Here is a 25,535-nt window from a genome sequence, read left to right on the forward strand (position 1 = left end):
AGGTCATTGCCACGACACTCCGGGTGTGATCCGACGGTAACGTCATGATCACCGGGGGGCGGCTGGGGCGGGGCGGGCAGGGGTGGGGCGGGCCAACAGGCGACCGCCGACGAGCATGAGAGCGGCGGCGAGCAGCATCGCCACGGCAGCCGTCGTCCACATCGTGGAGTAGCCGAGGTGGGCGGCGAGTGGGCCGAGGCTCAGCGGGCCGAGACAGCCGCCCGCATACACCCCGGTCTGGGTGATCGAGGTGGCGGTGGCCGGTGACTGCGGGTGTAGCCGGACCACCGCGAAGTTCATCAGGCCGGGCCAGGCCCAACCCAGGCCGAAGCCGAGCACCACGCCGGCCACCAGCGGCACCGAGCCGGTCGCCGCGAGCAGGGCCAACCCGGCCGCGCCGACGACGAGCATCGCGGCGATGAGCGCGACGTGACCGGTGTCGCGCCGATCCGCAAACCAGCCGGCACCCACCCGGGCCACCATGCAGACCGTGCCGCCCAGGGTCAGGGTGAGGCCGGCGATGGCGGGCGAGAGGCCCCGAGCCGCGGCGGAGTCCACCAGGAAGGTGCCCAGTGTGTTGGCGGCGGCCGCGGCCAACGTCGCCGCCGCGCCGATCACCACGAGCGCCACCGTCGCCCGACCCGCGCGTGCCGCGCCGGCCCGCCGCGCCGGGCCGGGCAACGGCCGGGGTACGGCGGGCAGCGTCGTCAGCGCGGCCACGGCGGCAGCCACGAACGCCCAGCGCCAGCCCACGGTGAGCGCGAAGGCGGGCACCGCCGCCCCGGCCAGCAGGGTGGAGGCGGGGATGGCGGCCTGTTTGACGCCGAACGACAACCCTTGTCGTCGGGCCGGCACGTGCTGGGCCAACGCCGCGTTGCTGGCCAACTGACCGAGCGCGTTCGCGGCGGCGCTGAGCGCCAGCAGACCGACGAGCGTCGGGTACGACCGGGCGAGGGCGGCCACGGCCAGCATCGACCCGGCGGCCAGCACGATGCCGCAGCGGGCCACCAGGGCCGGCCCGTACCGCTCGACCAGCCGGCCGGAGGGTACCGAGGTCAGCGCGCTGACCCCGAAGTAGACGGCCACGGCCAGGCCGAGGCCGGCCGGGGAGAAGCCGAGGTCCGCGCCCATCTGCACGGCGAGACCACCGAGCAGGAAGACGGGCAGTACACAGGCCACGGTGGTGACGACTGCGCCGGCACTGGCCCGGACCGGGCGGGGTCGGGCGATGGTCGGGTCGGAGGTGGAGACGGTGTCGGTCATCGTCCGGCAAAGCTACGTGAACCCTACTCAAGCAACTCTTGGTGACCACCGGGGTACACGCTGTTGGTGATGATCTGGCATCCTCCACCCGAACAGGCATTTCGCAGTGGGCCTGTTTTTCATATGGTGTAAGTCCCCGGCGGCGGAGGTGGTTGTGCGCGACCCCTTGGCAGAACCTTCGGATCTGATTCGCAGCGTGTCCCGCGCGCTGCGGGTGTTGGAGTCGGTAGGTCGTGCCCCGAAAGGCCTGACCGTCAAGCAGATCGCCCGGCGGTGTGAGCTCACGGTGGCCACCACCTACCACCTGGTCCGCACGCTCGCCTACGAGGGCTATGTGATTCGTCGCGAGGACGGCACGTACATCGTGGGGTTGGAGGTGGCCGACCGCTACCGGGAGTTGGTGACGGCGTTCCGCGGCCCACCGGTGGTCGGTGAGACGCTGCGGCGAGCCGCTCTGGACACCGGCTACAGCCACTTCCTGGGTCGCTTCGTCGGCGGACAGGTGGCCCTCACGGCGGTTGCCGAGGGGCACCGCTCGCCCTACCTGGAGGATCTGGTCCCCGGCTTCGACGAGGGGGCGCACGCGACGGCTCTCGGCAAGTCTCTGCTCGCGACCCTGACCGTCGATCAGCGCTACCGCTATCTGCGCGAGTACGGCATGCGCCCGTTCACCAGTTCCACGCTGACCACCACGGAGGCGATCGAGGCCGACCTGGCCGCCGGCGACCGGCGCGGCATGCAACTGGAGATGGGGCAGTTCCGCCAGGGGGTGGCGTGTGCGGCGGTGCTCGTCGCGCCGGACAAGGACATGGAACGCCGGGTCGTGCTGGCCTGCGCGCTGCCGGCCAGCGAGATGATGACCTCCGCCCGGGTGGTCCGCGCCAAACTGCTCACCGTCGCCCGCAGCGTCGCCGACGGCATCGCCGGCGACACCTGACCCCCAGTGACGGCGAGAGGCCCTCTCCCGGGCTGGGAGAGGGCCTCTCGTGGCGGTCCAGCGTCGGACCCGCCGTGAGTGACGTTCAGCGATCCACCGGCCGTGGCGGCACCGTCAGCTGCCCACCGGGCCGCCGTCGAGACGCCAGGTGACCACCACGCCCGGCTTGGCGTAGTCGCCGTCGGGCCAGTTCGAGGCCGGGTTCTCCACCGAGGCGCCGGTGATCTCACCCGGGTGCTGCACGGCGACGAAGACCGAGCGGTTGTCGCCGGTGATGAACGGGCCGCAGGTCTCCGCGCCGAGCGGCACGGTCAGGAACTGCTTGAGGTGACCCCGCTCCGGACCCTCGACGGCGGTGGCGAAGAGGCCGTCGTTGCTGCCCAGCGCGTTGCCGTCGGTGGAAATCCACAGATTGCCGGTGGCGTCGAAGGCGACGTTGTCCGGGCAGGAGATCGGGGAGACCCTGGTCTTGTCGTATCCGGCGAAGAAGGTCGACGGGTCGGTCGGGTCGCCGCAGACGATCGGCAGCGACCAGGCGAACGTCTCCGCGGTGTTGTCGTTGCGGTCCTCGACCAGCTCCAGGATCTGCCCGTGCTTGTTGGCGTTGCGCGGGTTGGCCTCGTCCGCCGCGGCCTTGCCGGCCTTGCCGCGATCGGTGTTGTTGGTGAGCGCCACGTACACCTTGCCGGTGAGCTGACTCGGCTCCACGTCCTCGGGGCGGTCCATCTTGGTCGCGCCGACCTTGTCGCCGGCCAGTCGGGTGAAGGTGAGCACGTCCGCGGCGGTCATCCCGTCGACGAACGACCGGTTGCCGCTGACCAGCTTGATCCAGCGCCCCCGGCCGTTGAACGCGCCGTCGGTGGGGAGCTGGCCCGAGCCGTCGATCTCGGCGGCGCTGGTCTGGTCGAGCTTCGCCACGTAGAGCGTGCCGGACTCCAGCAGGGTCAGGTTGTGCTTACGGGCGGCCCAGGAGTTGCCCTTGAGGAACTTCTGGTCCGAGACGAACTTGTAGAGGTAGTCGAACCGCTCGTCGTCGCCCATGTACGCGACCACGTGGCCGTCCTTCGCGACGATCACGTTCGCGCCCTCGTGCTTGAACCGGCCCATCGCGGTGTGCTTGCGGGGGCGGCTCTCCGGGTCGAACGGGTCGATCTCCACGATCCAGCCGAACCGGTGCGCCTCGTTGGGGTGCTTGGCCAGGTCGAAGCGCTCGTCGGCGCGCTCCCACTTGCGGCTGCCGCTGGGGTAGCGGCTCGCGGTGCCGATGCCGTAGCGGTCCAGCTTCGGCTTCAGCTCGGCCGGCGCGGCGTCGGCGCCCACGAAGTACTGGTTGAAGTTCTCCTCACCGGAGAGGACCGTGCCCCACGGGGTCACGCCACCGGCGCAGTTGTTGAGCGTGCCGACGACCGTACGACCCTTGGGGTCGGCGGCGGTCCTCAGCCAGGCCGAACCGGCGGCCGGGCCGGTCAGGTCGAACCTGGTGGCCAGCGCGGTGACCCGCCGGTTGTACGGCCGGCGGCCGGCGTCGACAGGCTTCCACTGCCCGGTGCCCGCGACCCGCTCCAACTCCACCACCGACATACCGTGCGCGGCCATGGCGGTGCGGAGCTGCTCGACGGAGAGCCCGTCCAGACCGGGGAAGCCCGGGAACATCAGGTCCTCGTTGGTGTACTCGTGGTTGACCACGAGCAGCGCCCGCCGGCCCTGCTTGTCCAGCGGCAGCACGCCCACGAAGTCGTTGTTGTAACCGAACTGCTTGGACTGCGCCGCCGCGGTCTGGTGGTGCAGGTCGAACTCGGGCGCACCCGGCAGCACCGGGTCACCCCACCTGATCACCACGGCGTGGTCGTAGCCGTTCGGGACGACCAGGGTGTCCAGCTTGTTCGGTGGGATCGGCTTGAAGGTCAGCGCGCCGGTGCCGACCCCGGTGCTGGGCCGGCCGAAACCGAAGGACTCCGGGACGTCCGGGGTGGCGGGGGCAGCCAGAGCCGGGGCCGCACCGGCAGCCGCGCCGCCGAAGCCGAGGACCAGCGCGCCGACCGCGCCGGCCCGGACCACGCCGCGCCGCGAGACCTCCGCGTTCACCACGTCTCCGAAGTACGCGTTGTCGGAGGTGTTCGGTACCGGGTGGTCACAGGCGTTTCCGCAGCGGTACAGACAGGTCATGGCGTCACGGGTGCCATGGCGGGTGCCGGTCAACAGGGGGAGCAGCCGGGGGCGGTCGCTCATGGGGGAAGCCTCCAGAGAAGTTGGTGGCACGGCAGGCGGCGTACCAGGCGGACGCTTCCAGGACGTGGTGAGCACCCGTCGGCCACGATGTGAACCGGCCGTGAACACCTGTGCGGGCGGCTACCGCACGTAACCGGTCTGACCTCGGGCTGAACCGATCGGCGTGACCGCACGTATTCCCGAGCGAACGCAACGCCGGACGCGCGCCGGAAGCGAGGGAGACCGCCATCAGCGACCACGACGCCCAACTGCTGCGCGCGCTGCACGACGAGCACGCGGAGGCGCTGTACGCGCACGCCCTGCGGCTGGTCAACGGCGACCGGCAGCGAGCCGAGGACCTGGTGCAGGAGACGCTGCTGCGGGCCTGGCGACATCCGGAGTCACTCGACCCTCGGCGCGGTTCGGTGCGGTCCTGGCTCTTCACCACCGCCCGGAACCTGGCCATCGACGCCTGGCGGCGGCGTTCCACCCGGGTCGGGGAGGTCTTCACCGACGACCTTCCCGAACCGTCCGAGGTGATCGACGAGGCCGAGCGGGCGGTGGAGGCGTGGACCGTCGCCGAGGCGCTCAACCGGCTCAGCCCGACCCACCGGGAAGTGCTCGTCGAGTGCTTCTACCAGGGACGGTCGGTGGCCGAGGCGGCGTCCCGCCTGGGCGTGCCACCGGGGACCGTGAAGTCCCGCACCCACTACGCGCTGCGGTCCCTACGGTTGGTCCTGGCTGAGATGGGAGTGACGGGATGACCCGGTGCGAGTTCGCGCACGACGACGGCGCGTACGTGCTGGGTGCCCTGGCCCCCGCCGAGCGGGCGGCCTACGAGCGGCACCTTGGCGGCTGCGCGTCCTGCCGGGAGGCGGTCGCCGAGATCGCCGTCCTGCCCGGGTTGCTCGGCCGGCTCGACCCGGTGGGGTTGGAGCAGATCCTGCCGCCACCGGCCCCACCCCGGGTGCCCGCGCTGCTGGAGGAGGCCCGGCGTCGTCGGCGTCGGGAACGCGCCACGGACCGGCGACGGTACGCGCTGACCACCCTGGCCGCCGCCGGGCTGGCCGTGCTCGTCGGTGTGGGCACTGCCGTGGTGCTGCCCCGGCCCGCCAGCACGCCCGGCCCGCCGGTCACCCAGGGCAGCACACCGGCACCGCAGGTGTCGATGGTCGCCATGCGTCCGGTGGCCAGCACCGGACCGGTGCACGCCGACATCGGGCTGATCGGCACCAAGTGGGGCACCCGGGTGACCATGCACTGCGGGTACGCCGCGCGGACGAGCTACGGCAAGGCGTACCCGTTCCGGCTGGTGGCGCATGGTCCGAACGGCAGCAGCGAGCAGATCGGCTCCTGGCTCGCTGCCCCCGGCGACGATCTCAGCTTCTCCGGCCTCACCCGCTTCACCGACGCCGAGCTGGTCAGCGTGGAACTCCAACGATCCGACGGCACACCCCTGCTGACGTACGCGGTCCCCTGACCAGCCCAGGCCCTCGATGGGTGGGTCAGAGGGCCGGGACGGGGGTTTCGGCTGCGGCACGGGTGCGGTGGGACCGGCGGGAGCTTCGGACGGCGTCGGCGGTGAAGACGATCAGGGCCAGCCACACCAGCGCGAACCCGGCGAGGCGGGCTGGCGGCATCGGCTCATGGAAGATCAGCACGCCGCAGCCGAGCTGAAGGATCGGCGCCAGATACTGGATCATGCCGAGGCCGCTCAGGGGCAGCCGGTTGGTCGCCCCGGCGAACAGGAGCAGCGGGATCGCCGTGGCCGCGCCGGCGAGCACCAGCAGCGCGGTGTGCCCGGCCGAGACGTGGCCGAAAGTGGACTGCCCGCGGCTGGTGAGCCAGGCCAGGTAGCCCAACGCCGGCAGTGCCAGCACCGCCGACTCGACGAAGAGACCCTCCGCCGGCGGCAGCCCGAGCCGCTTCTTGGCCAGGCCGTAGCCGGCGAAACTGAACGCCAGCGTCAACGCCAACCAGGGCACCCGGCCGTAGTCCACGGTGAGCACCACGACCGCCGACGCGCCGATTCCCAGCGCCAGCCACTGCGCCGGGCGTAGTCGCTCTCGCAGCACGGTCACCCCGAGCAGCACCACGACCAGCGGATTGATGAAGTAGCCGAGCGCCGTCTCGACCACCCGGTTGGAGTTGACCCCGTAGATGTAGGTGCCCCAGTTGACGGCGATCAGCATGGCGGCGACGACGATCCCGGCCATCGCCCAGGGCCGTCGTGCCAGCGCCCGCAGGAAGCCGATGTTGCGCAGCGCCGCCAGCAGCAGGGCCACGAAGACCACCGACCAGACGATCCGGTGGGCCAGCACCTCCAGCGGTCCGGCAGGCCGCAACAGCCTGAGATACAACGGAAAGAAGCCCCAGAGCAGGTACGCGCCGAAGCCGTAGAGGTATCCCAGGCGGAGTGGCGTCACCCCTCTACCGTAAGGGGCGTACTGTCGTTTTGCTCCTTTCTGGTGACTGGGGTCACCGGGGTACGCCGGTCGAGCTGCATCCACCGCTCCGGCACGTCCAACGGCGTGAAGCCCGCCCGCGCGTACACCTCGTGCGCGTCGTACGTGGTCAGCAGGATCCGGCGTACGCCGAGGTCGTCCAGGTGGTCGCGGATCGCGCCGGCCAGCCAGCCGCCCAACCCGCGGCCCCGGGCGGCGCGGTCGACGTACACGTCGCAGAGCCACGCGAAGGTGGCGCCGTCGGTGACCACCCGGGCCACCGCCACCTGCCGGCCGTCCTCGGGTCGGTAGACGCCGATCGGCAGCGAGCCGGCGAACGCCCGTGCCGTGGTCTCCCGGTCCCGCCCGAGCGCCCAGTACGCGTCGGTGGACAACCAGAGATGCACGAGGGCCAGATCGAGTCGGGCGGGGTCGGTGCTGAGCAGGTAACCGTCGGTGCGAGTCAACGAGAACACGCTCCGACGCTAGCCGCCGGGGTGGGCGGCCAGACCGGCCAATTCCCAGATCCTGGTCATTGGCCGGCCGTGGTCACAGCCCTCGGTGGGCCGGGCCGATGCCGGCCCGTGGACGGTCAGTCCCGGTCGAGGACCGCGCCGAGGATCCAGGTCACGATGCTCACGAACAGGGCACCGAGCACCGCGGCCGGCCAGAATCCGTCCACCGTGAACGGCAGCCCGGCCTGGTCGGCGATCCAACTGGTGAGCAGGAACAGCAGCCCGTTCACCACAAGCGCGATGAGACCCAGGGTCAACAGGTAGAAGCCACAGCCGACGGTCTTGATGACCGGCTGGAGGACCGCGTTGACCACGCCGAAGATCACCGCCACCAGGAGCAGCGCGGTGACCGTCTCGACGGCGGAGTCCGACTCCAGCGAGATGCCGGGAATGAGGAGTGTGGCCAGCCAGAATGCCAGCGCTGTGCTGGCCAGCCGAATCAGCAGACCTTTCAGAAAACCCATGGCGGGGATCGTGCCACGGACCTCGCACCGGCGTAACCCGCCAGTTGACCATGCCGGTGGGTCAGCCGCGGCCCGGCCGACCGATCAGTTGTGCCTCGATCGGCGTGGGGGAGAGCAACGCCCAGCGCAGCGCCCGCCGGTTGACCACGGCGACCATGTCGTCCCGGATCCGGGTCAGCCACTCGGCCGAGCCGCCCAGCCCCAGGGCGGCGCCGGCCAGCGCCGCCTCGCTGTCGTCAAGCGGTTGCAGCAACGCGAGGTCGGCCCGGCTCAACGCGTCGAAGTCGGCGGGGGTCAACTCGTCCCGTACGACAAGCGTGGCCCGCCACGGCGGATCCGGCTCGGCCTCGGCCGGAACCGGCCCGGCGTCGACGACCAGCAGCAACGGACGCAGGGCGGTGCCCACCCCGTCGGCGACCCGTCGACCGGGCGGGAGCAGCGGGATCGTCCCGCCCGGTGCGCCCACCCCCCGGACGAACGGCTCCCAGGTGCGTGGCCGTGCGGTCTGCACCACCACCAGCGCACCGAGTGCCAGTGCGCGCAGGGTCACCAACTGGGCCGCGCGCACCCCGCCGACCAGCAGTACGCGGGTGCTCTCCGGCCGGAAGAGTCGCACGGTGACGGCCCTGCCATGCCGATTCGTGCCGAGCATCAAGCCCGCGTCGCCCAGGGTCAGCTCCCAGTCGTCCATCGCGATGCGTGGCGACGCTCCGGGTGTGGTCAGCGCCAGCGGCAGCGTGGCGGCCAACCCGGGCAGGTGTGCACCGTCGAGGCGTCGCAGCTCCCCGCCCAGGTCGGTCACCAGCCGGTGCAGCGCCTCGGTGGCGGCGGTCAGTTCGGTCGCCGTCGTGGCGGTCAGCCGTACGGTCAGCTCGGTCGGCGCCGGGCCGGCACCGGTGCCCGGCGACGGGCCCGCGGTGATCGACACGGTCGTCGCGGTCGCCGGCAGCGCGAGCATCCGGGGCACCAGCCGCGGCCCACCCGGAGCGCCCGACTCCGGCCACCGGACCATTCGGAAGGTGGCCTGCACCAGGGCGCCGGTGCGCAGGGCCGGCCAGGACTCCCGTACCGGCTGGCCGTCGTGGTGGGCCAGCTCGGCCAGGACGCGCAGGGCCGCGGGTACGCCGAGTGGCCGCGCGGTCAGCGGTCCGAGCCGGCGGACGACGCGACGTACCGTGCCGGCGAGCACCCCGCGCAGGTCGTCCTCCGACCACCCGTCCACCCGCGGCACCCGGATCGCCACCACCGCCCGCTCCCGCCCGGCGAGCCGCCCGTCGGTGAGCTGCCGGTACGACGTGCCGGCCGTGCCACCCACGGCCGGCGTCGGCGCGGGTGACCCGGCGAGCAGCAGTTGGACCCGCAGCGGAGGAACGTCCGGACCGGCCGGGGGCAGCAACGCGGCCGGCGCGGGGATCGCCCGGGACACGTCGCCGAGCAGATCACCGGCGTCGCCGAGCTCCAGTAGCGCCACCAGGCCCGCGGTGTCCACCAGGACGGCAGCCGGACCGCCGGTCAGCTCCGTCGAGCGGACGACGGTGCCGGGAGCGACCAGGTCGAGTAGTTCGGCCGCTCCGGTCGGCCCGGCGAGCGCCCGGCGGCGGGTCAGGTGCCCGACCGCGGTGCCCAGCCACTCGAAGAGCCACCGACCCCGGAGCCGGACCCCGGCGACCGCCAGCAGCAGCGCGGCCACCAGTGCGGCAGTGACGACGACCGGCGCGGGCCGGCCCACGGCGGTGAGGACGAGCGCTGCCGCGACCTGCGCGGTGACCAGTTGACCGGCCCGTACCCCGGCGCCGGCCCGCCGCCCGGACCAGGCCCAGCGGTCCAGGGGTGACCGGCGGCGGGCAGTGTGCGGACCGGTGGGGTGCAGGCTGACCTCGGCGCTGGCGGGCTCACTCGGCCCGATCGCTCGCGGGCTGGCGCTCGGCCCGGACCCGACCGGGGTCGCCGGGTGCGACCCTCCGGTGGTGATCGCCGGCACCGTGCCTCCTCGACCAGTGGGACCGGAGTCCCGGCGACCGGCCCGCCCTCCGACGGCCCGTCACTCGCCGCGACGTGGCTGCGGCACATCGTAAGCGACCGATGGCTCATGTGGTTGTCCACAGGGGAGAGGGCAGGGGTAGCAGAACCGCAACGAGGCCGCTACCGTCAGCCACGAAGTCATCGCTGACCCGCGTCTCAGTGCTCGACGACCGGGCCAAGCGAACGACGCGTTCACAGGGCGGGCGCGTCGACGGCCAAGGTGCGATCAGGGAGACGAGGTGACGTCCGGGTGTCCCAGACCCAGGCAGAAGCCGCGGTGATGCAGCAGACCGCCGCGAAGTTCGAGCAGATCGACCAGTCGTTGCAGTCCATGCTGACCGGCCTGCTGGCCGAGCTGCAGGTGTTGCAGCAGGCCTGGCGTGGTGCTGGCGGCCGGTCGTTCGAGCAGGTCAAACAGCAGTGGTCCCAGGACCAGGTGGCGCTGCACCGGGCGCTGCGGGAGACCGCCGGGGCGATCCGCACCGCCGGCCGGCAGTACGACGTCTCCGACGACGAGGTGGCCAGCCGGGTTGCCGGCACCAATCGCGGCGGCATCCAGCTGCCGCTCTGATCCCGCTCGGGAGGGGAAATCCGATGGACCATGGTGTGCTGGTCGTCAACTTCGCCGCGCTCCAGCAGGCCGGCGCGGACATTCAAAAGGCGCTGAACACGCTCGACTCGCAGCTCGGTCAACTCGAACGAGACGCTGCCCCGCTGGTGGCGAGTTGGACGGGTGAGGCCCGTCAGGCCTACGAGCAGCGGCAGGCACGGTGTCGGTCCGCCTCGCAGGATCTCCAGGCGATGTTGCGGGACATCAAGGTGGCGGTGCACGACTCGGCCACCGACTACCTGGACACCGAGAAGAAGAACACCGGGCTGTTCCAGTGAACGCGGTGGGTCGGGAGCGCTGACCGTGTCCCGGTCAGCCACCCGCCCGCCGGAGGTCGTCGGTCCGGGCGGTCGGCTGTCGGAGTCAGGCCGGGTCGGCCGGCCGCCAGCGTCGCCGGGCACCGCGGGGCACCACCAGAGCGAGCAGCGCCACGCTGGCCACCACCGTGCCGACCACGGCGGCGACCAGCAGGGCGCGCTTCTGCGCGCTCGCCCGGCGGGCCTGGCGGGCCAGCAGTGCCGGGTCGGCCCGGTCGTCGGCGAGCACGGCGACCGGTCGAGGATCGGCAGCGCGACTGCCACTGGTCTCGGTGACCGCCCGGTACGGGTTCAGCACGCCGGCGCCGTACCCACCGCCGTGGCCCGCGTCGGGAGCCGGATCGGCGGTGGCGATGATCCGTTCGGCGACCTGGGCGGCGGTCAACTCGGGCCGGTACTCGCGCAGCAACGCGGCGGTGGCGGCCACGAACGGCGCGGCATAGCTGGTGCCCTCGACCTGATGATGGCCCGACCCGGGGGCGGCGGTCAGCACGTCGCCGCCCGGCGCGACCAGGTCGACGTACGAACCGGTCTGCGAGAAGGCCGCCCGTCCACCGTCCGCGCCGATCGCTCCCACGCCGAGCACCCCGTCGTAGCCGGCGGGAAACGGTCGGGGATCCCCGCCGTCGTGCAGGTTGCCGGCGGCGGCCACCAGGACCACGTTCCGGTCGACGGCGTACCGCACGGCCGAACGGACTTCCGGGTCGTCCGCGTACAACACGACCGACAGGTTCACCACGTCGGCGTCGTGGTCGACGGCCCACCGGATGGCCTGGGCGAACTCGTCGGCGCTGACCGTGCGCCCCGACTCGCGCCCCTGTACCACCTGCTGCTCACTCACCCGCACCGGCATGATCCGGGCATCCGGTGCCAGGCCGCGGAAGGCGATTCCGGGCTGGGGCACGGCCGCGATGATGCTCGCCACACCGGTGCCGTGCCCGGCGCAGTCCCGACTGCCGTCACCGCCGGGGTCGAGCAGATCGGTGCCGGCCAGCACGCGCCCGGCCAGCTGGGGGTGCACCCGGTCCACCCCCGAGTCGACCACCGCGACGGTCACCCCGGCGCCGGTGGCCAGCGGCGCGAGCCGGGTCGGGTCGTACCGCTGCTGTGGCCACGGCGTGGCCGTGACCGGCTGGACGGGGGCGAGTGGGGTCGCGCACGCCGGTGCCGTCCGGAGCCTGGCGGTGGCGGCGACGGTCGGGAGGACCGCTACGGTCAGCACGCTGACGGCCAGACCTGCGAGGACCGGGCGCGTGATCGATCGGGACATCGACAGCCTCCGTATCGTGTCGGCTCCGGAACGGGATGTTATCGGCTCGCCCGTGCCCCGGCGGACCGCCGACGGCCAGCCATTGTGATCTTGGTACCACCTTGTAGGTTGTACGCGATACCTGTGGCCTGTTCTCGGAAGGGGAGGTGGCCGTGACCGCATGGGAGCCGGCCACGGAGGCCGAGGTGGCGATGCGCGACGCGCTGAGCGCCAACGACCAGGAGCTCTACTTCCGACTCCTGTCCCGCACCGACCTGTTGCTGCCGGTCTCCGCGCCGGCGCAGCCCGGCCAGGCACCACCCGGGTGGGGCACCTGGACCACCGGTGGCCGGACGCACGTGCTGGCCTTCACATCCGCCGCCGCGCTGCGGGTCTGCCTCGGTGAGCACCCCGGCACCAACCGACGAGTTCCCTTCGCCGACCTCGCGGTCGGCTGGCCCAACCAGGAGTGGTGGCTCGCCGTCAACCCGGGTCTGCCGGTCGAGGGCTACCTGCCGGCGTGGTTCGTGTCTCAGCTCTCCCGGGGCGACGTGCGCCTGCCCGGCCGTGCCATGGGTGCCCGCGCTCGGTTGGAGCGGGCCGAGACCCTGGCCCGTACCCGCACCGGCACCCCCGGTCGGGAGGCCGCGCCGGCTGCTGGATCGCCTCCCACGACGGGTGCGACACCGTCCGGCCCCACCCCGGTGCCGCCTGCTCCGGTGCCGCCTGCTCCGGTTCCGGCTGCTCCGGTTCCGGCTGCTCCGGTTCCGGCTGCTCCGGTTCCCCCTGCCGCGGTTCCGCCGGCTCCGGTTCCGCCGGCTCCGGTTCCGCCGGCTCCGGTTCCGCCTGCTCCGGTGCCGCCTCGGAGGGCCGCGTGGGGTTCGGTGTCCCGGGCGGCCGGCGCCCCGCCGGTGCCCGGCCCGGCGTCGCGGACGCCCGGCCCCGTCGAGCCGCCGCGCCGACCCTACGAGGCGGACCTGCCCGCCGCCGGTCAGCGGCACCCGAGCGACCCGCCCCAACCCGGAGCGCCGGGCATCGGCGCACTGCCCCGCAGCGGACGGCCATCCCGGTTCACGCCGTTGGCGCCCGCCGACCGTCCCGGTGCCGGTCCGGCCGACGCCCCCGGGCCGGGCGTGGGCTGGCCGGCTGCGAACCGGCCCAGCGACGCCGACGGCCGGGCAGCGGCCAACGGCAACGGCGGCACCCAGGCCGCTCGGCGCTCCTTCTTCGAACCCACCACGGCCCGGGAACGGGCGTCCGAACCGCCGCTGGGCGGTGGGCGCCCCGCTGACCGGGCGGCTCCGCCGACCCGCTTCGGGCGGGGCAGCCAACCGTTCCCACGCCGCCGTCCGGCCGACGCACCGGCCGAGGAGGCCGCTACCCGGGCCTTCCCGATGACGGACCCGGACGCCACCAGGCCGGTGCGACCGCCGACCGGCGACCTCGGTGCGTTCCGAGGGGTACGCCCACCCGCGCCCGGCGAGGAGATCACCCAGCCCCTGCCACCGCGCCGACCCGCCCCGCTGGCCGAGGAGCCGACCCGCGCCTTCCGGATGACAGGTGAGCAGCCACTGAGCCGGGTGCCGGAGCGGCCCAGCCCGTCGGCGGACGAGACCCAGGCGCTCCCGCACGACCGGCCGAGCCGATTCGGGCCGGTGGAGGAGTTGTCGGCGTCCGTCGCGGAACCGGTCTCCAGCCCGCCCGCGCCGCGCCGCGGCTTCACGCCCATCGTCATCGAGGGCACCGTCATCGAGTCCCGCGACCTCACCGAGCCGGTCGAGACAGGCGGTCTGTTCGACGCGGCCCGGCCGTCCCGCCCCGCCCCGCCGCCGTACGAGCCGGCGCCGTCCGGTCCGGACCTGTTCCGGCCGTCGTCCTTGCGCCCCAGCCCGTCCGGTCCCGCGTCGTTCAACCCCGGTCCGAGTCCGTCGGCGCAGCCCTCCAGCGGCCCGCCGGACGGGGGACACACCCCGGATGACCTCGGCGGCGTCGGCACGGGCGGCGGGCCCACCGACGACCGCGGCGTCCCGGTCAGTGGCGATCGCACCGACGTCGACGGCTCGTCGGTCGGCGTGACCGGCGCGGATCGGGTCGGCGGCGAGAGCGTGACCGTGCACGGCGCCGGGCAGCCGCCGCCCGTCGACGAGCCGGCCCCGGTCGAGTTCGAGCCGGCCAACACCGTCGAGGAGGACCTCCTCGGTGCCGCAGGTGCCGGCAGCACCGACACGTTCCTGTCCACCCTGCTGCTGGCCCGGGTGCTGCTACCGGCCGCCCCGGATTCGCTGCCGGGCAGCCGTCCCGGTGATTCGGGCTTCGTCTGGCGGACGGCGCAGCTCGACGGCGAGACGTACGTGGTGGTCTACACGTCACCGGAGCGCCTCGCCGATCACGTCGAGGGCGACGTGGTCACCGTCCGCGTGAAGTTCGCCCAACTGATCCGGCGCTGGCCCGACGAGGACTGGTCGTTCGCCGTCAACCCGGGCACCCCGGTCGGTGCCAAGCTGCCCGGTGAGCAGATCGTCGCGTTGGCCAACTGGGCCGCCGAGGTGGGGCTCGGTGACGACCTGGAGGTGGACCCGGAGGAACCGCCGGCCGTGGCGGAGCCCACCGCCCGCCCCCGGTACGCGCCAACGGCGGTCGACCCGACCCGACCGACGGTCATGCAGAAGGCGGTCGCACCCAGCCAACTCGCCTACTACCTGGATCGCGGGTATGACCGGGTCTCCGGCTTCGTGCACCGGGCCGGTGAGCTGGCCCACCTGACCACGCCCGCGCAGGTGCACGACGCGCTCGGCCTCAGCTACCCCGGTTCGCCGTTCGCCCGGGACGCCGACGAGATCTACGTGCTGCGCTGGCCGGCGCACCGGCCGAGCCTCTACCGGATCCCCTACGGCGGTCAGAGCGAGCCGGCGATGCGGGCCATGGAGGGGTGGGTCATCGAGCGTCCCCCCTTCCGGGGCAACGGCTTCGCCCCGGGGGAGAGCAGCGACGTGGTGGCGGAGTTCAAGGTGGACAGCGCCCGCCTTCCGCACGGCGCCCAGCTCTGGCGGGTCGGCGCGGACGGCACCGAGCGGGTGATCGCCGAGTTGGACACCGACACGGTGGTCTGGCGACGGGTCGGTGAGGCGTGATGCGCGACGGTTACGTGGCCCGCTGGCAGGGCCAGGAATACCAGGCCAGCCCGGATGGCGACAACATCCGCCTCTACCAGCGAGAGCCGGGCGAGGGCTTCGAGGAGGTCCGCGCCGGCCGCTACGTCCGGGTGCTGCCGACGAGCGAGATCGAGGACCTGGCGTACGTGCGGACCACCTGCACCTGGCAGGGGCAGCCGTTCATCGTGCTCGGTGAGCACGACGCCTGGTTGCGGGTGGAATACACGGGTGGCCGCTGGCCGGTGGCCGAGGCGATGCGGCTGGAGGTCTTCGACTTCGGCGTCTACCAGGGTTGGGCGCCGGCCTCCGAGGTCACCAACCTCCGGGAGCAGCGGGTCTGAGCGGTCAGCTCTTGGCCCAGCGCAGGATTTCGCCGAGCACCAGCTCCGGTGCCTCGAGGTGCGGAAAGTGCCCTACCCCGTCGAGCAGCCGCCACTCGTAGGGGGCGACGACATAGCGACCGGAGCCCAGGGCGGTACGCGGCAGGGAGGCGCTGTCCAGCGCGCCGTGCAGTTGCAGGGTCGGGGTGGCCAGCGGCTTCTGCATGAGGCGGACGAACCGGTAGCCGTGCAGCCGCAGCAGCGAGCGGAACGCCCAGCGGTAACCCTCGAGCGCGCAGAACGCGGCCTGCGGGATGCACATCGCCTCCCGGCACCGCTCGGCGTACGCCTCGAAGTCCGGTCCGGCAACCCAACGTGGCCCACCCCAGCGGCGCAGGATCTCCGCGACGGCCGCCGCGCCGTCCCGGGTCAGTACGTGCTCGTAGCGGGGTAGCTGGAACTTCAACGCGGGGGTGGACGCGGCGAACTGCCCGCGTGGGTCGGCGAAGATGCCGGCACGCAGTCGCAACGGATGTGGTGCCCCCAACACCACGAGGCGGCGAACCAGAGACGGGTGGAAGGAGGCCACCGTCCAGCCCACCATGCCGCCGACACCGCTGCCGACGATCGTCGCCGACCGTTCACCGAGCGCACGGATCAAGCCGGCGATGTCGGCCGCGAGGGTGTAGCCGTCGTACCCCCGGGGTGGTTTGTCGCTGGCGCCGTAGCCACGCAGGTCGACGGCGACCGCCCGGAAGCCGGCGTCGGCGACCGCCGGCAGCATCTGGTGCCACGCCCACCAGTGCTCCGGGAAGCCGTGCAGGAAGAGCACCATCGGCCCGGTGCCGGCCTCGACCACGTGGAACCGGGTGCCGTTTGCGCCGACGAAACGGTGCGTCCACGGCCCCTCGGTGAGGACACAGGACTCGTCGACGACTCCGCCGCGCTGGTCGGTCATGGCAGACAGCCTAGGACCCGGTAGCCGCAGGCGGCCCCGGCGGTCGCGTTGAACAGGGAGAAGCCCGGGTTGTCCCCTACCGGTCCGCCGTCGCGCGCAGCGAGACGGGCCGGCTGGACAAAGGGCGGCGCCCGGGCAGTCAACCTGCCCGGGCGCCGCTGGGTGGTGCGGGATCGTCGGTCAGAAGATCCGGATCTTCATCGAGGTGCCGTCCTGCTCCAGAACCTTGATCTTGACACCGGTCGCGGGGAGCTTGACGCCGTGGTTCGGCAGCTCCTCGTAGAAGTACTTCTTGGTGTCGTCGAACAGGGGCTGCGCAGCCTCACCGCGGATGTACTGCGGCTGGCTGTTGAGGCGCAGGGTGAACGAGTCGGCCTTCTTGAGGCTGAACGGCGCGTCGTAGACCTGGATCCGGGCCCGCCACGGAGCGCCGGTCAGGTTGTAGATCGGCTCCGGGTGCGCGTCGATGTACAGGTTGCGACCCTCACCGGGGTGACCACCCGGGTTGGCCTCGGACACCGGCGCGGTGTTGTTGTCGGAGAACCGGGTGTTCCAGTACGAGATGAGCAGGCCCTCCTGGTACGCGTAGTGGTCCACCCAGTCCGGGCGGGTGTTCGCGTAGCCGAAGAAGTACGGGCCGGTCTTCAGGTACTTGTCGTACGAGACGTACGACCGGTTGCCGGCGATGTAGTAGTTGTCGAACAGCCGGGTGTAGGTCGCACCGACCACCTGGAAGTCCTCCAGGGCCCAGCCGGCGTCGGTCTCGGCGCCGTCGCTGAACACGGTCTGACCGTCGGCGGTCACGGTGATCGCATCACCGAAGAAACCACCCTCGGAGACACCACCGTCGGTGACGTAGTGCAGGCGAACCTGCGCTGCCTTGCCGGCGACCGCGGTCAGCGGGATGTTGATGTCGGCCCAGGCGCCGTTGCTGCTGCCGGAGAGGGCCGGACGGCCGGCGCCGTCGACGCCGATCGGCTGACCGTTGACCGTGCCGTTCAGGTCGATCCAGTTCTGGCCGCCATCGGTCGACGCCTCGAAGTAGAGGTAGTCGTAGTTGGATTCGATGCTGTACTTGCCCTTGAGCGACAGTGCCGCGGAGGACTTGCCGGTGAGGTCGAACGTCCTCGTCATCGAGCTGTCGAGGTCGTCCTCGTTACCGGAGAAGTACTGCTTGGCGCCTTCGGCCGGTGCTCCGTAGTTGAAGGTGTACTCCCGCTTGGGCAGCACCACCACGGCGGCCTGTGCCTTCTCCGAGTTGTACTCCTGTGGACCGAGCTCCACCTTCTTGTCCTGGCCCGCCACGAACACCTTGTAGTCGAGCCAGCCGAGCTGGAGCTTGTTCCACGCGCCGAGGTCGCCGCCCCGGTCGCCGATGCCGACGTCGTTCTTGGCGCCGAGCCGGCTCTGGGCCATCAGGGTCCAGTGCTCGTTGTTGTTGTCCGCGGGTCCGTAGTCGTCCGGCAGGCCCAGGTCGTGGCCGTACTCGTGGTAGAAGACGCTGCGGCCGCCGTTTTCCGGCTGGATCGTGTAGTCGCGGATCCAGACGCCGGTGGTGCCGATCTGGGTGCCGCCGATCCGGTTGTTGGCCGGGCCGACGGGCGAGCTGTTGAACGCCGACCAGCGGTGACTCCAGATCGCGTCCTCACCCTGCTGCGGGTCACCGTCGGCCTGGTCGCCGCCGGAGTGGACGATCTGGAAGTGGTCGATGTAGCCGTCCGACTCGTTGAAGTTGCCGTCGTGGTCGAAGTCGAATCGGTCCCACTGGTCGAACGACTTCATGTCGGCGGCGATCTGCGCGTCCGTCCGGCCCTTGGCCTTCTGGTCGACGACCCACTGGTTGGCGGCGTCGGCGATCAGGTTCCAGGTGTTCGAGCAGACGTTGTCGGCGCAGACGGCCCGGTCGTCGCGCGGGTCGATCGGCTGGCCGGGCAGCGGGTCCGGGATCGGGTCGTCGGAGCGCCCGTAGCGGGCCTCGTTGTACCGGACCTTGACCCAGTCGGTCACCTCACCCTCGACGGTGTAGCGACCCGAGGACTGCGCCTCGTAGTACTGCTTGAGCGACTCGTCGCCCGGGTTGGTGCCGAAGTAGATCTGGCGGAAGTGCTCCGGGCTGAAGTCCGGCTGCCAGATGGTGGAGTTGTCCAGGGCCCGGTTGGGCTCGGGGATCTTGTTGTGCAGCGGCCCCGCGAAGGTCGCCGGCCCGGCGATGTCCGGGTTCATGTCCTTGTCCGGGTAGGACGGGTGCCGCTCGTCACCGAACTCGGCAAGGATCACGAAGATCTTGTCGGTCCGCTCACGCTCAAGCTCGACGTACTGATCCTGGGTGGCCTGAGCGCCGGCGGCGGAGCGGGCGTTGCCATTGGTGGCCGCCTTGCCGATCTCGCCGACCTTGACGACAGTGCTGCCGTTGCGCTCGATCGGCTTGCTACGACCGCTCAGCACGTCGCTGAGACCCTGCTGACGCAGCGCGCGGCGCTTGTCCTCGAGCTTGTCGGGGAGTTCGTCCTTCAGCGCCTGCGGCTCCGCAGCGGCCGGTGCTGCCGGCAGTTTGGGCTGCGGCGCCGCCGAGGCGGACGGACCGTAGAACAGGCCCGTCGCCGTCAGTGAGAGCCCGAGCAGACCCACTGCGACTTTGCGCACGTGGTACCTCCGGTGTGAGGGAACCGGCCCCACGGGGGTACGGGCCGGTGGGAGATCGATCCCACGAGTGGGACCAAGGGTGAACATAGTTACTGCTGGGACACCTGGGAAGACGAACGCGTCGATTTGTTGCAAGATTTTGTTGGGAATGCGTTCCACCGTCACACCCCCAACGCTTCACCAGCCACATTGACCTGCGGCGGGCTGACCGAGCCGGTCCGCAACGACATATCTCGATCAATGTGATCAATGTACGACAGTGGGGCCGGAGGCGTCTCCGCCACCGGCCCCACCAAACCGCTGTTATCGGTTACCGCTCAGCAGATCGTCACTTCTTCGCCGGGGTGACGAAGATCGTCGCGGACGAGTTGTCCTTCGCGGCCTTCTTGATGGTGAGCGACACGCCGTAGTTCACGCCCGCGTCGCCGGGGTTGCCGGTGCCCAGCACGATGGCGCCGCCGCCCAGGGTGACGCCGTAGAACTCCGGCGCCGGGCTGCCGTCCGGGTGGGTGACCCGGGTGGTGTACGGCGCGTTGTTCCGCGACGGAACGACAACCGACGCGTCGTTGTCCCGGGCGTACGCGGCCCCGTCGCGCATCTCGATGCCCGGGTACCAGGTCTTGGCGTCGGTGAAGGACTTCACCGGCGCCTGCGCCTTGAACTTGGTGCAGTACTCGCTGTACGGCTCGTCCGCCGCCTCCAGGCACTCCGTGAAGGGGTACGTCTTCTGGAGCGTGAAGGCCGCGTTGGCCGACTGCGGGCGGCTGGGCAGGTTGTCCGTCACCGACGGGTCCTTCTCGGCCGCCACGCCGGTGCGGCGCAACGGGTCGAAGTGCGAGTCGACGATGAGCAACCCGCCCTTCGCGCCGTAGCTGGGCAGCGCGGTCATCTGCCCGGTGACGTGGTTGACGTCGCCGAGCGCGCTGTCCCGGTACCACACCAGCATGCCCGGCGCGTTGTACGAGATCCGGTCGACCTTCCACGCCTCGTGCGAGTAGATCGTGTCGTACGCGTACTTCAGGCCCTTGTCGAAGCCGTCGAAGTTGCGCCACTCGGCGAGGTAGAACTGCGCGTGGACCTCGGTGCCGCTGGAGACCTTCCAGCCCCCGCCGGTGGTGTCGACGAAGGTGCCGACGGTGGCCGTCCAGCCGTTGGCGCCGCCCTCGACGTCGTCACTCCAGGTGGTGGCGCCGCCGCCGGTGACCGAGAAGTCGTCGACGAACCAGTTGCGCTCCTGGAACGCCTCGTCGGTGGCCTGGCGCAGCCGCAGCTGCACGGTCGTGCCGGCGTACGCCGACAGGTCGACGTAGTCGTGCCGCCAGCCGTCGGTGCTGCCGGTCAGGCCGTACTTCTTGCCGCCGAAGTCGTTCATCCGGCCGTTCGGGTCGGCGTAGCCGTCCGGCGTGGTGACCGCCGTGCCGGCCTCGTCGTACACCTTCTGCTCGGTCCAGGTCGTACCGCCGTCGGTGGAGAGCTCGACGAAGCCGTAGTCCCAGTCCTCCTCGATGATGTAGTTGTTCCACATCCAGAACTTCGAGTCGGCTGCCGCCGGCACGTCGACCGAGCGGCTCAGCTTGACGTCGGCCCACTCCTGGTCGTTGTTGCTGTGCCACATCTTGGTGCCGCTGTGCGGGGTGGCCAGCGTCGTCACCTTGTCCGGCAGGTCGACCTTGATGCCGTCCTCGGAGTCGATCGGCGTACGTGAGGTCTGGCCGAGCTTCACCTCACGTGGGTTCGACCCGGGGCGGATGGTCAGCGGGTCGGCCCAACCGAGCACCCACTTGTCCCAGATGCCCATGTGCGTGGGCAGCGCCTGGAAGATCTCACCCGAGTGCGAGCCCGAGGCCATCAGGTCCCAGAAGTCCACGTCGGAGTCGGCGTTGCCGGACGTGTCGTAGAGGTCCGGCAGGCCCAGGTCGTGGCCGAACTCGTGGGCGAAGACGCCGACGCCGGCGTCCTCCGGCTGCACGATGTAGTTCGACGCCTTCAGGTTGGTGCCCGGGATGGTGTAACCACCGGCGACCGTGGAGGAGTGCGCCCACACGGCGTACACGCCCTGGTCGCCGCCACCGCGGGACTTGCCCTGTCCGGCGTGCACCAGCACGAGGTGGTCGATCACGCCGTCCGGTTCGTAGACGTTGCCGTCACCGTCGCGGTCGGCCTGGTCCTCGATGTCGTAGTCGGCCCACGGGAAGTTCGGGTCCTTCGCGACGAGCGCGTCGATCGCGTCGGTCGCCAGGCGGCCCGCGCCGGCCGGGTTGTCCGGGTGGCCGTTCATCGACTGCTCACGGCCGGGAACCCAGGCGCCGGTCTCGTCCTGGAAGCAGCGGTTGGCCGCGTACCAGCCCTCCGAGTGCGGCACGGTGATCCACGGGCTGGACTGCCCGTCCACCGTGTACGCGTTCTTGGACATCTCCAGGTACATGTTGTGCATGGTGCGTCCGGACAGGTCGATGCCCTTCTTGCCGTCCGGGCCCCGCAGGTCCGTGCGGACCCGCTCGGTGATGCCCTTCTTGCTGTAGAGCATCTTGTTGTAGTGCGACGGCGAGAAGTCCGGCACCCACATCGAGTTGTTGTCCTCGTGCGGGAGCCGCGACGGGTCCGGGATCTTGTTGTGCTTCGGCCCGTTCTGCACGGTGCCGGGCACGCAGGTGCGGTCCTCGAACACCGTCTTTGGCACCATCACGTCGGTGAAGTCGTCGTTGGCCTTGTCGTTGAACTCGACAAGCAGCGTCAACAGCTTCGCCGTCTGCGTGGTCGGCGCCTTCTTGAACTTGCGGGGGTTCTGGCCGGTCTTCAGCGACTTGGCCTCGTCCTTGGCCAGCTGCCGCGCGGTCACCGGGTTGCCCCGAGCGTGCTTCTGGTCGAACTCGCGCGCGGACTGCAGGGCAGGGGTGTAGATGCCACCCTTGCCCTTCACCTCGCGGCCGGTGGTGTCCGGCTGCACCTCGGGCTCGGCGTAGTTGATGTAGTGCTCATCCGCGCCGATCACCGCCCGGGGCGTCGGGGACGCCGACTGGGCTGCCGCGCTGCCGGTCACGGTCAGTGACGTGGCCGCGAGGGCGATGGCGGGCAGCGCGACGAGCAGTCGTCGGCGCGACCCGGTTTGCGGTTTGTGGTTCATACCGCTCCGTTTCTCGGGCATGGGGAGGAGGACGTGGGATTGCCCGACCGTCGATGTGACGAGTGTCGAACTCTTACAACCTGCGTGAACCTAAGTCACAACTGGCCGAAAGGACAGAGGTGGCCGACCGTCTGTAGCCGTTTAGCCGCTATCGGGTCAGCCGACCGACCGATGTGACAGTCGCGCGCCGGTGTGAGTCGTACCCGTAAGAAATGACGGAGGGTGGCGGTCCGCACGGACCGCCACCCTCCGGTGTGTACGCCTGCCGTCAGTCCTCGTCGGACTTCGCCCCGCTCATTCCCGAGGAGATCAGATCCATGACTGAGGAGTCCTGCAACGTGGTCACGTCACCGAGCGACCGGTTCTCCGCGACATCGCGCAGCAACCGGCGCATGATCTTGCCGGAGCGGGTCTTCGGCAGCTCCGCCACCAGCAGGATCTGCCGCGGCTTGGCGATCGGCCCGAGCGTCTTCGACACGTGGTTGCGCAGCTCGGCGATGAGCTGTTCACCGGCGTCGCCGGCGATGTCGGTGCTGCCGCGCGGAATGGCGAACGCGACGATGGCCTGCCCGGTGGTCGGGTCGGTCGCGCCCACCACCGCTGCCTCGGCCACCGCCGGGTGCGACACCAGCGCCGACTCCACCTCGGTGGTGGAGATGTTGTGCCCGGACACCAGCATCACGTCGTCGACCCGGCCGAGCAGCCAGATGTGCCCGTCGTCGTCCTTCTTGGCCCCGTCACCGGCGAAGTACATGCCCTCGAACCGGCTCCAGTAGGTCTCGATGAACCGGTTGTCGTCACCCCAGATGGTGCGCAGCATCGACGGCCACGGCTCGCGCAGCACCAGGTAACCGCCGCCACCGTTCGGCACCGACTGGCCCTGGTCGTCGACCACGTCGGCCACGATGCCCGGCAGCGGGGCCATCGCCGATCCCGGCTTGGTCGCGGTCACCCCCGGCAACGGGGAGATCATGATGGCGCCCGTCTCGGTCTGCCACCAGGTGTCGACGATGGGCAGCGCTCCGCCGCCGATGAACTCCCTGTACCACATCCAGGCCTCGGGGTTGATCGGCTCGCCGACGCTGCCGAGCAGCCGCAGCGACGACAGGTCGTGGCCGGCCGGGATGTCCTCGCCCCACTTCATCATCGTGCGGATCAGCGTCGGAGCGGTGTAGAGGATGCTGACCTTGTACTTCTCGACGATGTCCCAGAACCGGCCCTTGTGCGGGGTGTCCGGGGTGCCCTCGTACATCACCTGCGTGGCACCGTTCGAGAGCGGGCCGTACACGATGTAGGAGTGGCCGGTGACCCAGCCGATGTCGGCGGTGCACCAGTAGACGTCCGTCTCCGGCTTGAGGTCGAAGACCGCGTGCGTCGTGTACGACGCCTGGGTCAGGTAGCCGCCGGTGGTGTGCAGGATGCCCTTCGGGCGGGCCGTGGTGCCGCTGGTGTAGAGGATGAACAGCGGGTGCTCGGCGTCGAACGGCTGCGCGGTGTGCTCGGCCGACGCGGTCTCCACCGTCTCGTGCCACCAGTGGTCCCGCTCCGACCAGGCCACGTCCTCGCCGGTACGGCGGATGACCAGCACGGCCTCCACCGACGGGCAGCTCGCCACCGCCTCGTCCACGGTCGGCTTCAACGCCGACGGCTTCCCCCGCCGGTAGCCGCCATCCGCGGTGATCACCACCTTGGCGCTGGCGTCCTGGATCCGGTTGCTCAGCGAGTCGGCGGAGAAGCCGCCGAAGACCACACTGTGTGCCGCGCCGATCCGGGCGCAGGCCAGCATCGCGACCGCCGCCTCCGGGATCATCGGCAGGTAGATCGCCACCCGGTCGCCGGCCGTCACACCCAGCTCGGTAAGCGTGTTTGCCGCCCGGCAGGTCAGCTCGTGCAGGTCGGCATACGTGAGGGTCCGGGTGTCACCCGGCTCGCCCTCCCAGTGGATGGCGACCTTGTCGCCCCGACCCGCCTCGACGTGCCGGTCCAGGCAGTTGTACGCCACGTTGAGCTGCCCACCGACGAACCACTTCGCGAACGGCGGGTTCGACCAGTCGAGCACCTCGTCCCACTTCTTCGACCAGGCCAGCCGGTCGGCCTGCTTCGCCCAGAAGGCGAGGCGGTCGGTGTCGGCCTCCGCGTACGCGTCGATGGTGACGTTGGCGTGCGCGGCGAGTTCGGCCGGCGGGGGGAACTGGCGCGTCTCGTTCAGCAGATTTGCCAATGCCTCGCTCATGCCGTGACTCCTTCGTCCTCGGGTGACCTGCGTCTCGCTGGGCACGAGGGTAGTCGCGGCTCCTCCGGGCGGCGACCGCTGCCCGCCCCGGTCGCGCCGAGCGGCTCCCGCCGCGCGCCCGACGGCCCGTCGGCATGCGGCGCTTGATCGACACGGGTTTCTTGACGTCGCGGTGTCCAGGCCAGGCGAACCCCCGACGTCAACGAACCCGTGTTGACCTTGCCCGCATCGGGTGTCGGCCTGGCCGGGGCGCCGGGGCGGGTGGTCCGGGTCGCCCTGCGGCCGGGTGCGCCCCGCCGTGCCGGCCCGGGTCGCTAGCGTGGCGGAGTGACCACCGACCCGCTCGCACCCCTGCTCGCGCTCGCCGACATCGCCGCCGCCGTCGAGCGTGCCCGCGAGCGGTTCGACCAGGCGCTCGGGCATCGCGCGCTGCGCCGGCACGGCGGGCAGGTCGCCGCCGAGGTGAGCCTCCGCTCGGCGGTGGCCAGCGCCGCCCTGGAGGGGGCCGGGCACGAACGCGAGGCGGTCCGCGCCGGCACCGTCACCGACCCGGTGCTCCAGGGGGCGCTGCGGGTCGCCGGGGCGCTGCCCGGCCTGAGTGAGCTCTGGCCGAAGGCCCCGCGGCAGGCTCTCGCGAAACTGCACGTGCTCGCCGCCCGGGACATCGTGCCGGAGGCCGAGCTGGGCCGGCCGGTGGCCGACCCCGTGGTCGCCGCCCGGCTGGACGGGCTGGCCGGGCTGGTCGTCGGCGGCAGCACCGTCTCACCGCTGGTGCTCGCCGCCGTGGTCCACGGCGAGTTGCTGAACCTGCGCCCGTTCGCCGGGCCGTCCGGCGTGGTGGCCCGGGGCGCCGCCCGACTGGTGCTGCTCGCCAGCGGGCTCGACCCACGTGGGCTGCTCGCCGTCGACGTCGGTCACCTGGAGCGGGAGCCCGAGTACGTCGGTTCGGCCGGCGCCTTCGCCACCGGCACCCCGGACGGGCTGCGCTCGTGGCTGCGCCACTACCTGGCGGCGATCGAGGTCGGCGCCGACCAGCTCACCGTCATCGGCGACGAGATCCTCGCCGCCGCCTGAGT

Annotated in this window: 19 protein-coding genes; 8 read left to right on the forward strand and 11 right to left on the reverse strand. The window is 71.4% G+C overall.

All coding sequences use genetic code 11. The features are described from left to right. Window positions 1-48 precede the first annotated feature (48 nt). On the reverse strand, window positions 49-1,263 hold the full coding sequence (locus ACFYPM_RS01150) for an MFS transporter (RefSeq protein ID WP_387189893.1): 1,215 nt from the start codon (window positions 1,261-1,263) through the stop codon (window positions 49-51). A gap of 154 nt (window positions 1,264-1,417) precedes the next feature. Here ACFYPM_RS01150 and ACFYPM_RS01155 point away from each other — a divergent pair, with 154 nt between their 5' ends. Beyond that, entirely contained in the window at window positions 1,418-2,200 is a 783-nt protein-coding gene (locus ACFYPM_RS01155) for an IclR family transcriptional regulator (protein ID WP_387189895.1), read from the forward strand. A 114-nt stretch (window positions 2,201-2,314) separates the two neighbouring features. On the opposite strand, the gene ACFYPM_RS01160 is transcribed toward ACFYPM_RS01155, so the two are convergent. Further along, window positions 2,315-4,429, reverse strand: a complete 2,115-nt coding sequence (locus tag ACFYPM_RS01160) for a PhoX family protein (RefSeq protein ID WP_387189897.1) — start codon at window positions 4,427-4,429, stop codon at window positions 2,315-2,317. 248 nt (window positions 4,430-4,677) lie between these two features. On the opposite strand from ACFYPM_RS01160, the gene ACFYPM_RS01165 reads away from it, so the two are divergent. Together ACFYPM_RS01165 and ACFYPM_RS01170 are read left to right on the forward strand one after the other, a co-directional pair. Next, window positions 4,678-5,172, forward strand: a complete 495-nt coding sequence (locus ACFYPM_RS01165; protein ID WP_387191406.1) for a sigma-70 family RNA polymerase sigma factor — start codon at window positions 4,678-4,680, stop codon at window positions 5,170-5,172. Beyond that, the gene (locus ACFYPM_RS01170) at window positions 5,169-5,888 is read left to right on the forward strand and encodes an anti-sigma factor family protein (RefSeq protein ID WP_387189900.1); all 720 of its coding nucleotides are present in this window, start codon (window positions 5,169-5,171) and stop codon (window positions 5,886-5,888) included. Before ACFYPM_RS01165 ends, ACFYPM_RS01170 begins: the two co-directional genes overlap by 4 nt. Window positions 5,889-5,913: 25 nt before the next feature. On the opposite strand, the gene rarD is transcribed toward ACFYPM_RS01170, so the two are convergent. From rarD to eccE, 4 genes are all read right to left on the reverse strand, one after another. Next, window positions 5,914-6,834, reverse strand: a complete 921-nt coding sequence (gene rarD, locus ACFYPM_RS01175) for an EamA family transporter RarD (protein ID WP_387189903.1) — start codon at window positions 6,832-6,834, stop codon at window positions 5,914-5,916. Then, window positions 6,831-7,328, reverse strand: a complete 498-nt coding sequence (locus ACFYPM_RS01180; RefSeq protein WP_387189906.1) for a GNAT family N-acetyltransferase — start codon at window positions 7,326-7,328, stop codon at window positions 6,831-6,833. Before ACFYPM_RS01180 ends, rarD begins: the two co-directional genes overlap by 4 nt. 116 nt (window positions 7,329-7,444) lie before the next feature. Then, window positions 7,445-7,831, reverse strand: coding sequence for a phage holin family protein (locus ACFYPM_RS01185; RefSeq protein ID WP_357251549.1), 387 nt, complete (start codon window positions 7,829-7,831; stop codon window positions 7,445-7,447). Window positions 7,832-7,892: 61 nt separating this feature from the next. Next, window positions 7,893-9,812, reverse strand: coding sequence for a type VII secretion protein EccE (gene eccE / locus ACFYPM_RS01190; RefSeq protein WP_387189909.1), 1,920 nt, complete (start codon window positions 9,810-9,812; stop codon window positions 7,893-7,895). 291 nt (window positions 9,813-10,103) lie between these two features. Between eccE and ACFYPM_RS01195 the strand changes: the two genes are divergently transcribed. Together ACFYPM_RS01195 and ACFYPM_RS01200 are read left to right on the forward strand one after the other, a co-directional pair. Beyond that, window positions 10,104-10,424 (forward strand): WXG100 family type VII secretion target, encoded by a 321-nt coding sequence (locus tag ACFYPM_RS01195; RefSeq protein ID WP_357251555.1) that lies wholly within the window; start codon window positions 10,104-10,106, stop codon window positions 10,422-10,424. A gap of 23 nt (window positions 10,425-10,447) precedes the next feature. Next, window positions 10,448-10,741 carry a WXG100 family type VII secretion target gene (locus ACFYPM_RS01200; protein WP_387189912.1) on the forward strand — a complete coding sequence of 98 codons (294 nt, stop codon included), beginning with the start codon at window positions 10,448-10,450 and terminating at the stop codon, window positions 10,739-10,741. Between the two features lie 85 nt (window positions 10,742-10,826). Here ACFYPM_RS01200 and mycP read toward each other — a convergent pair whose 3' ends face one another. Continuing rightward, window positions 10,827-12,050, reverse strand: a complete 1,224-nt coding sequence (mycP, locus tag ACFYPM_RS01205; RefSeq protein WP_387189914.1) for a type VII secretion-associated serine protease mycosin — start codon at window positions 12,048-12,050, stop codon at window positions 10,827-10,829. A gap of 152 nt (window positions 12,051-12,202) precedes the next feature. Between mycP and ACFYPM_RS01210 the strand changes: the two genes are divergently transcribed. Both ACFYPM_RS01210 and ACFYPM_RS01215 read left to right on the forward strand, forming a co-directional pair. Continuing rightward, window positions 12,203-15,160 carry an SseB family protein gene (locus tag ACFYPM_RS01210; RefSeq protein ID WP_387189917.1) on the forward strand — a complete coding sequence of 986 codons (2,958 nt, stop codon included), beginning with the start codon at window positions 12,203-12,205 and terminating at the stop codon, window positions 15,158-15,160. Next, a complete protein-coding gene (locus ACFYPM_RS01215) occupies window positions 15,157-15,522 on the forward strand; it encodes a hypothetical protein (protein WP_387189919.1) in 366 nt (121 codons plus the stop codon). Before ACFYPM_RS01210 ends, ACFYPM_RS01215 begins: the two co-directional genes overlap by 4 nt. 4 nt (window positions 15,523-15,526) lie before the next feature. On the opposite strand, the gene ACFYPM_RS01220 is transcribed toward ACFYPM_RS01215, so the two are convergent. From ACFYPM_RS01220 to acs, 4 genes are all read right to left on the reverse strand, one after another. After that, window positions 15,527-16,459, reverse strand: coding sequence for an alpha/beta fold hydrolase (locus ACFYPM_RS01220; protein WP_387189921.1), 933 nt, complete (start codon window positions 16,457-16,459; stop codon window positions 15,527-15,529). A gap of 180 nt (window positions 16,460-16,639) precedes the next feature. Then, window positions 16,640-19,087, reverse strand: a complete 2,448-nt coding sequence (locus tag ACFYPM_RS01225; protein ID WP_387191408.1) for an immune inhibitor A domain-containing protein — start codon at window positions 19,085-19,087, stop codon at window positions 16,640-16,642. Window positions 19,088-19,430: 343 nt separating this feature from the next. Beyond that, window positions 19,431-22,226 (reverse strand): immune inhibitor A domain-containing protein, encoded by a 2,796-nt coding sequence (locus tag ACFYPM_RS01230; protein ID WP_387189923.1) that lies wholly within the window; start codon window positions 22,224-22,226, stop codon window positions 19,431-19,433. 268 nt (window positions 22,227-22,494) lie between these two features. Beyond that, entirely contained in the window at window positions 22,495-24,459 is a 1,965-nt protein-coding gene (gene acs / locus ACFYPM_RS01235) for an acetate--CoA ligase (protein ID WP_387189925.1), read from the reverse strand. Window positions 24,460-24,786: 327 nt separating this feature from the next. Between acs and ACFYPM_RS01240 the strand changes: the two genes are divergently transcribed. Beyond that, the gene (locus tag ACFYPM_RS01240) at window positions 24,787-25,533 is read left to right on the forward strand and encodes an oxidoreductase (protein ID WP_387189927.1); all 747 of its coding nucleotides are present in this window, start codon (window positions 24,787-24,789) and stop codon (window positions 25,531-25,533) included. Window positions 25,534-25,535: the final 2 nt, after the last annotated feature.

It is taken from the genome of Micromonospora sp. NPDC005203, assembly GCF_042872705.1.
Taxonomy (GTDB): domain Bacteria; phylum Actinomycetota; class Actinomycetes; order Mycobacteriales; family Micromonosporaceae; genus Micromonospora.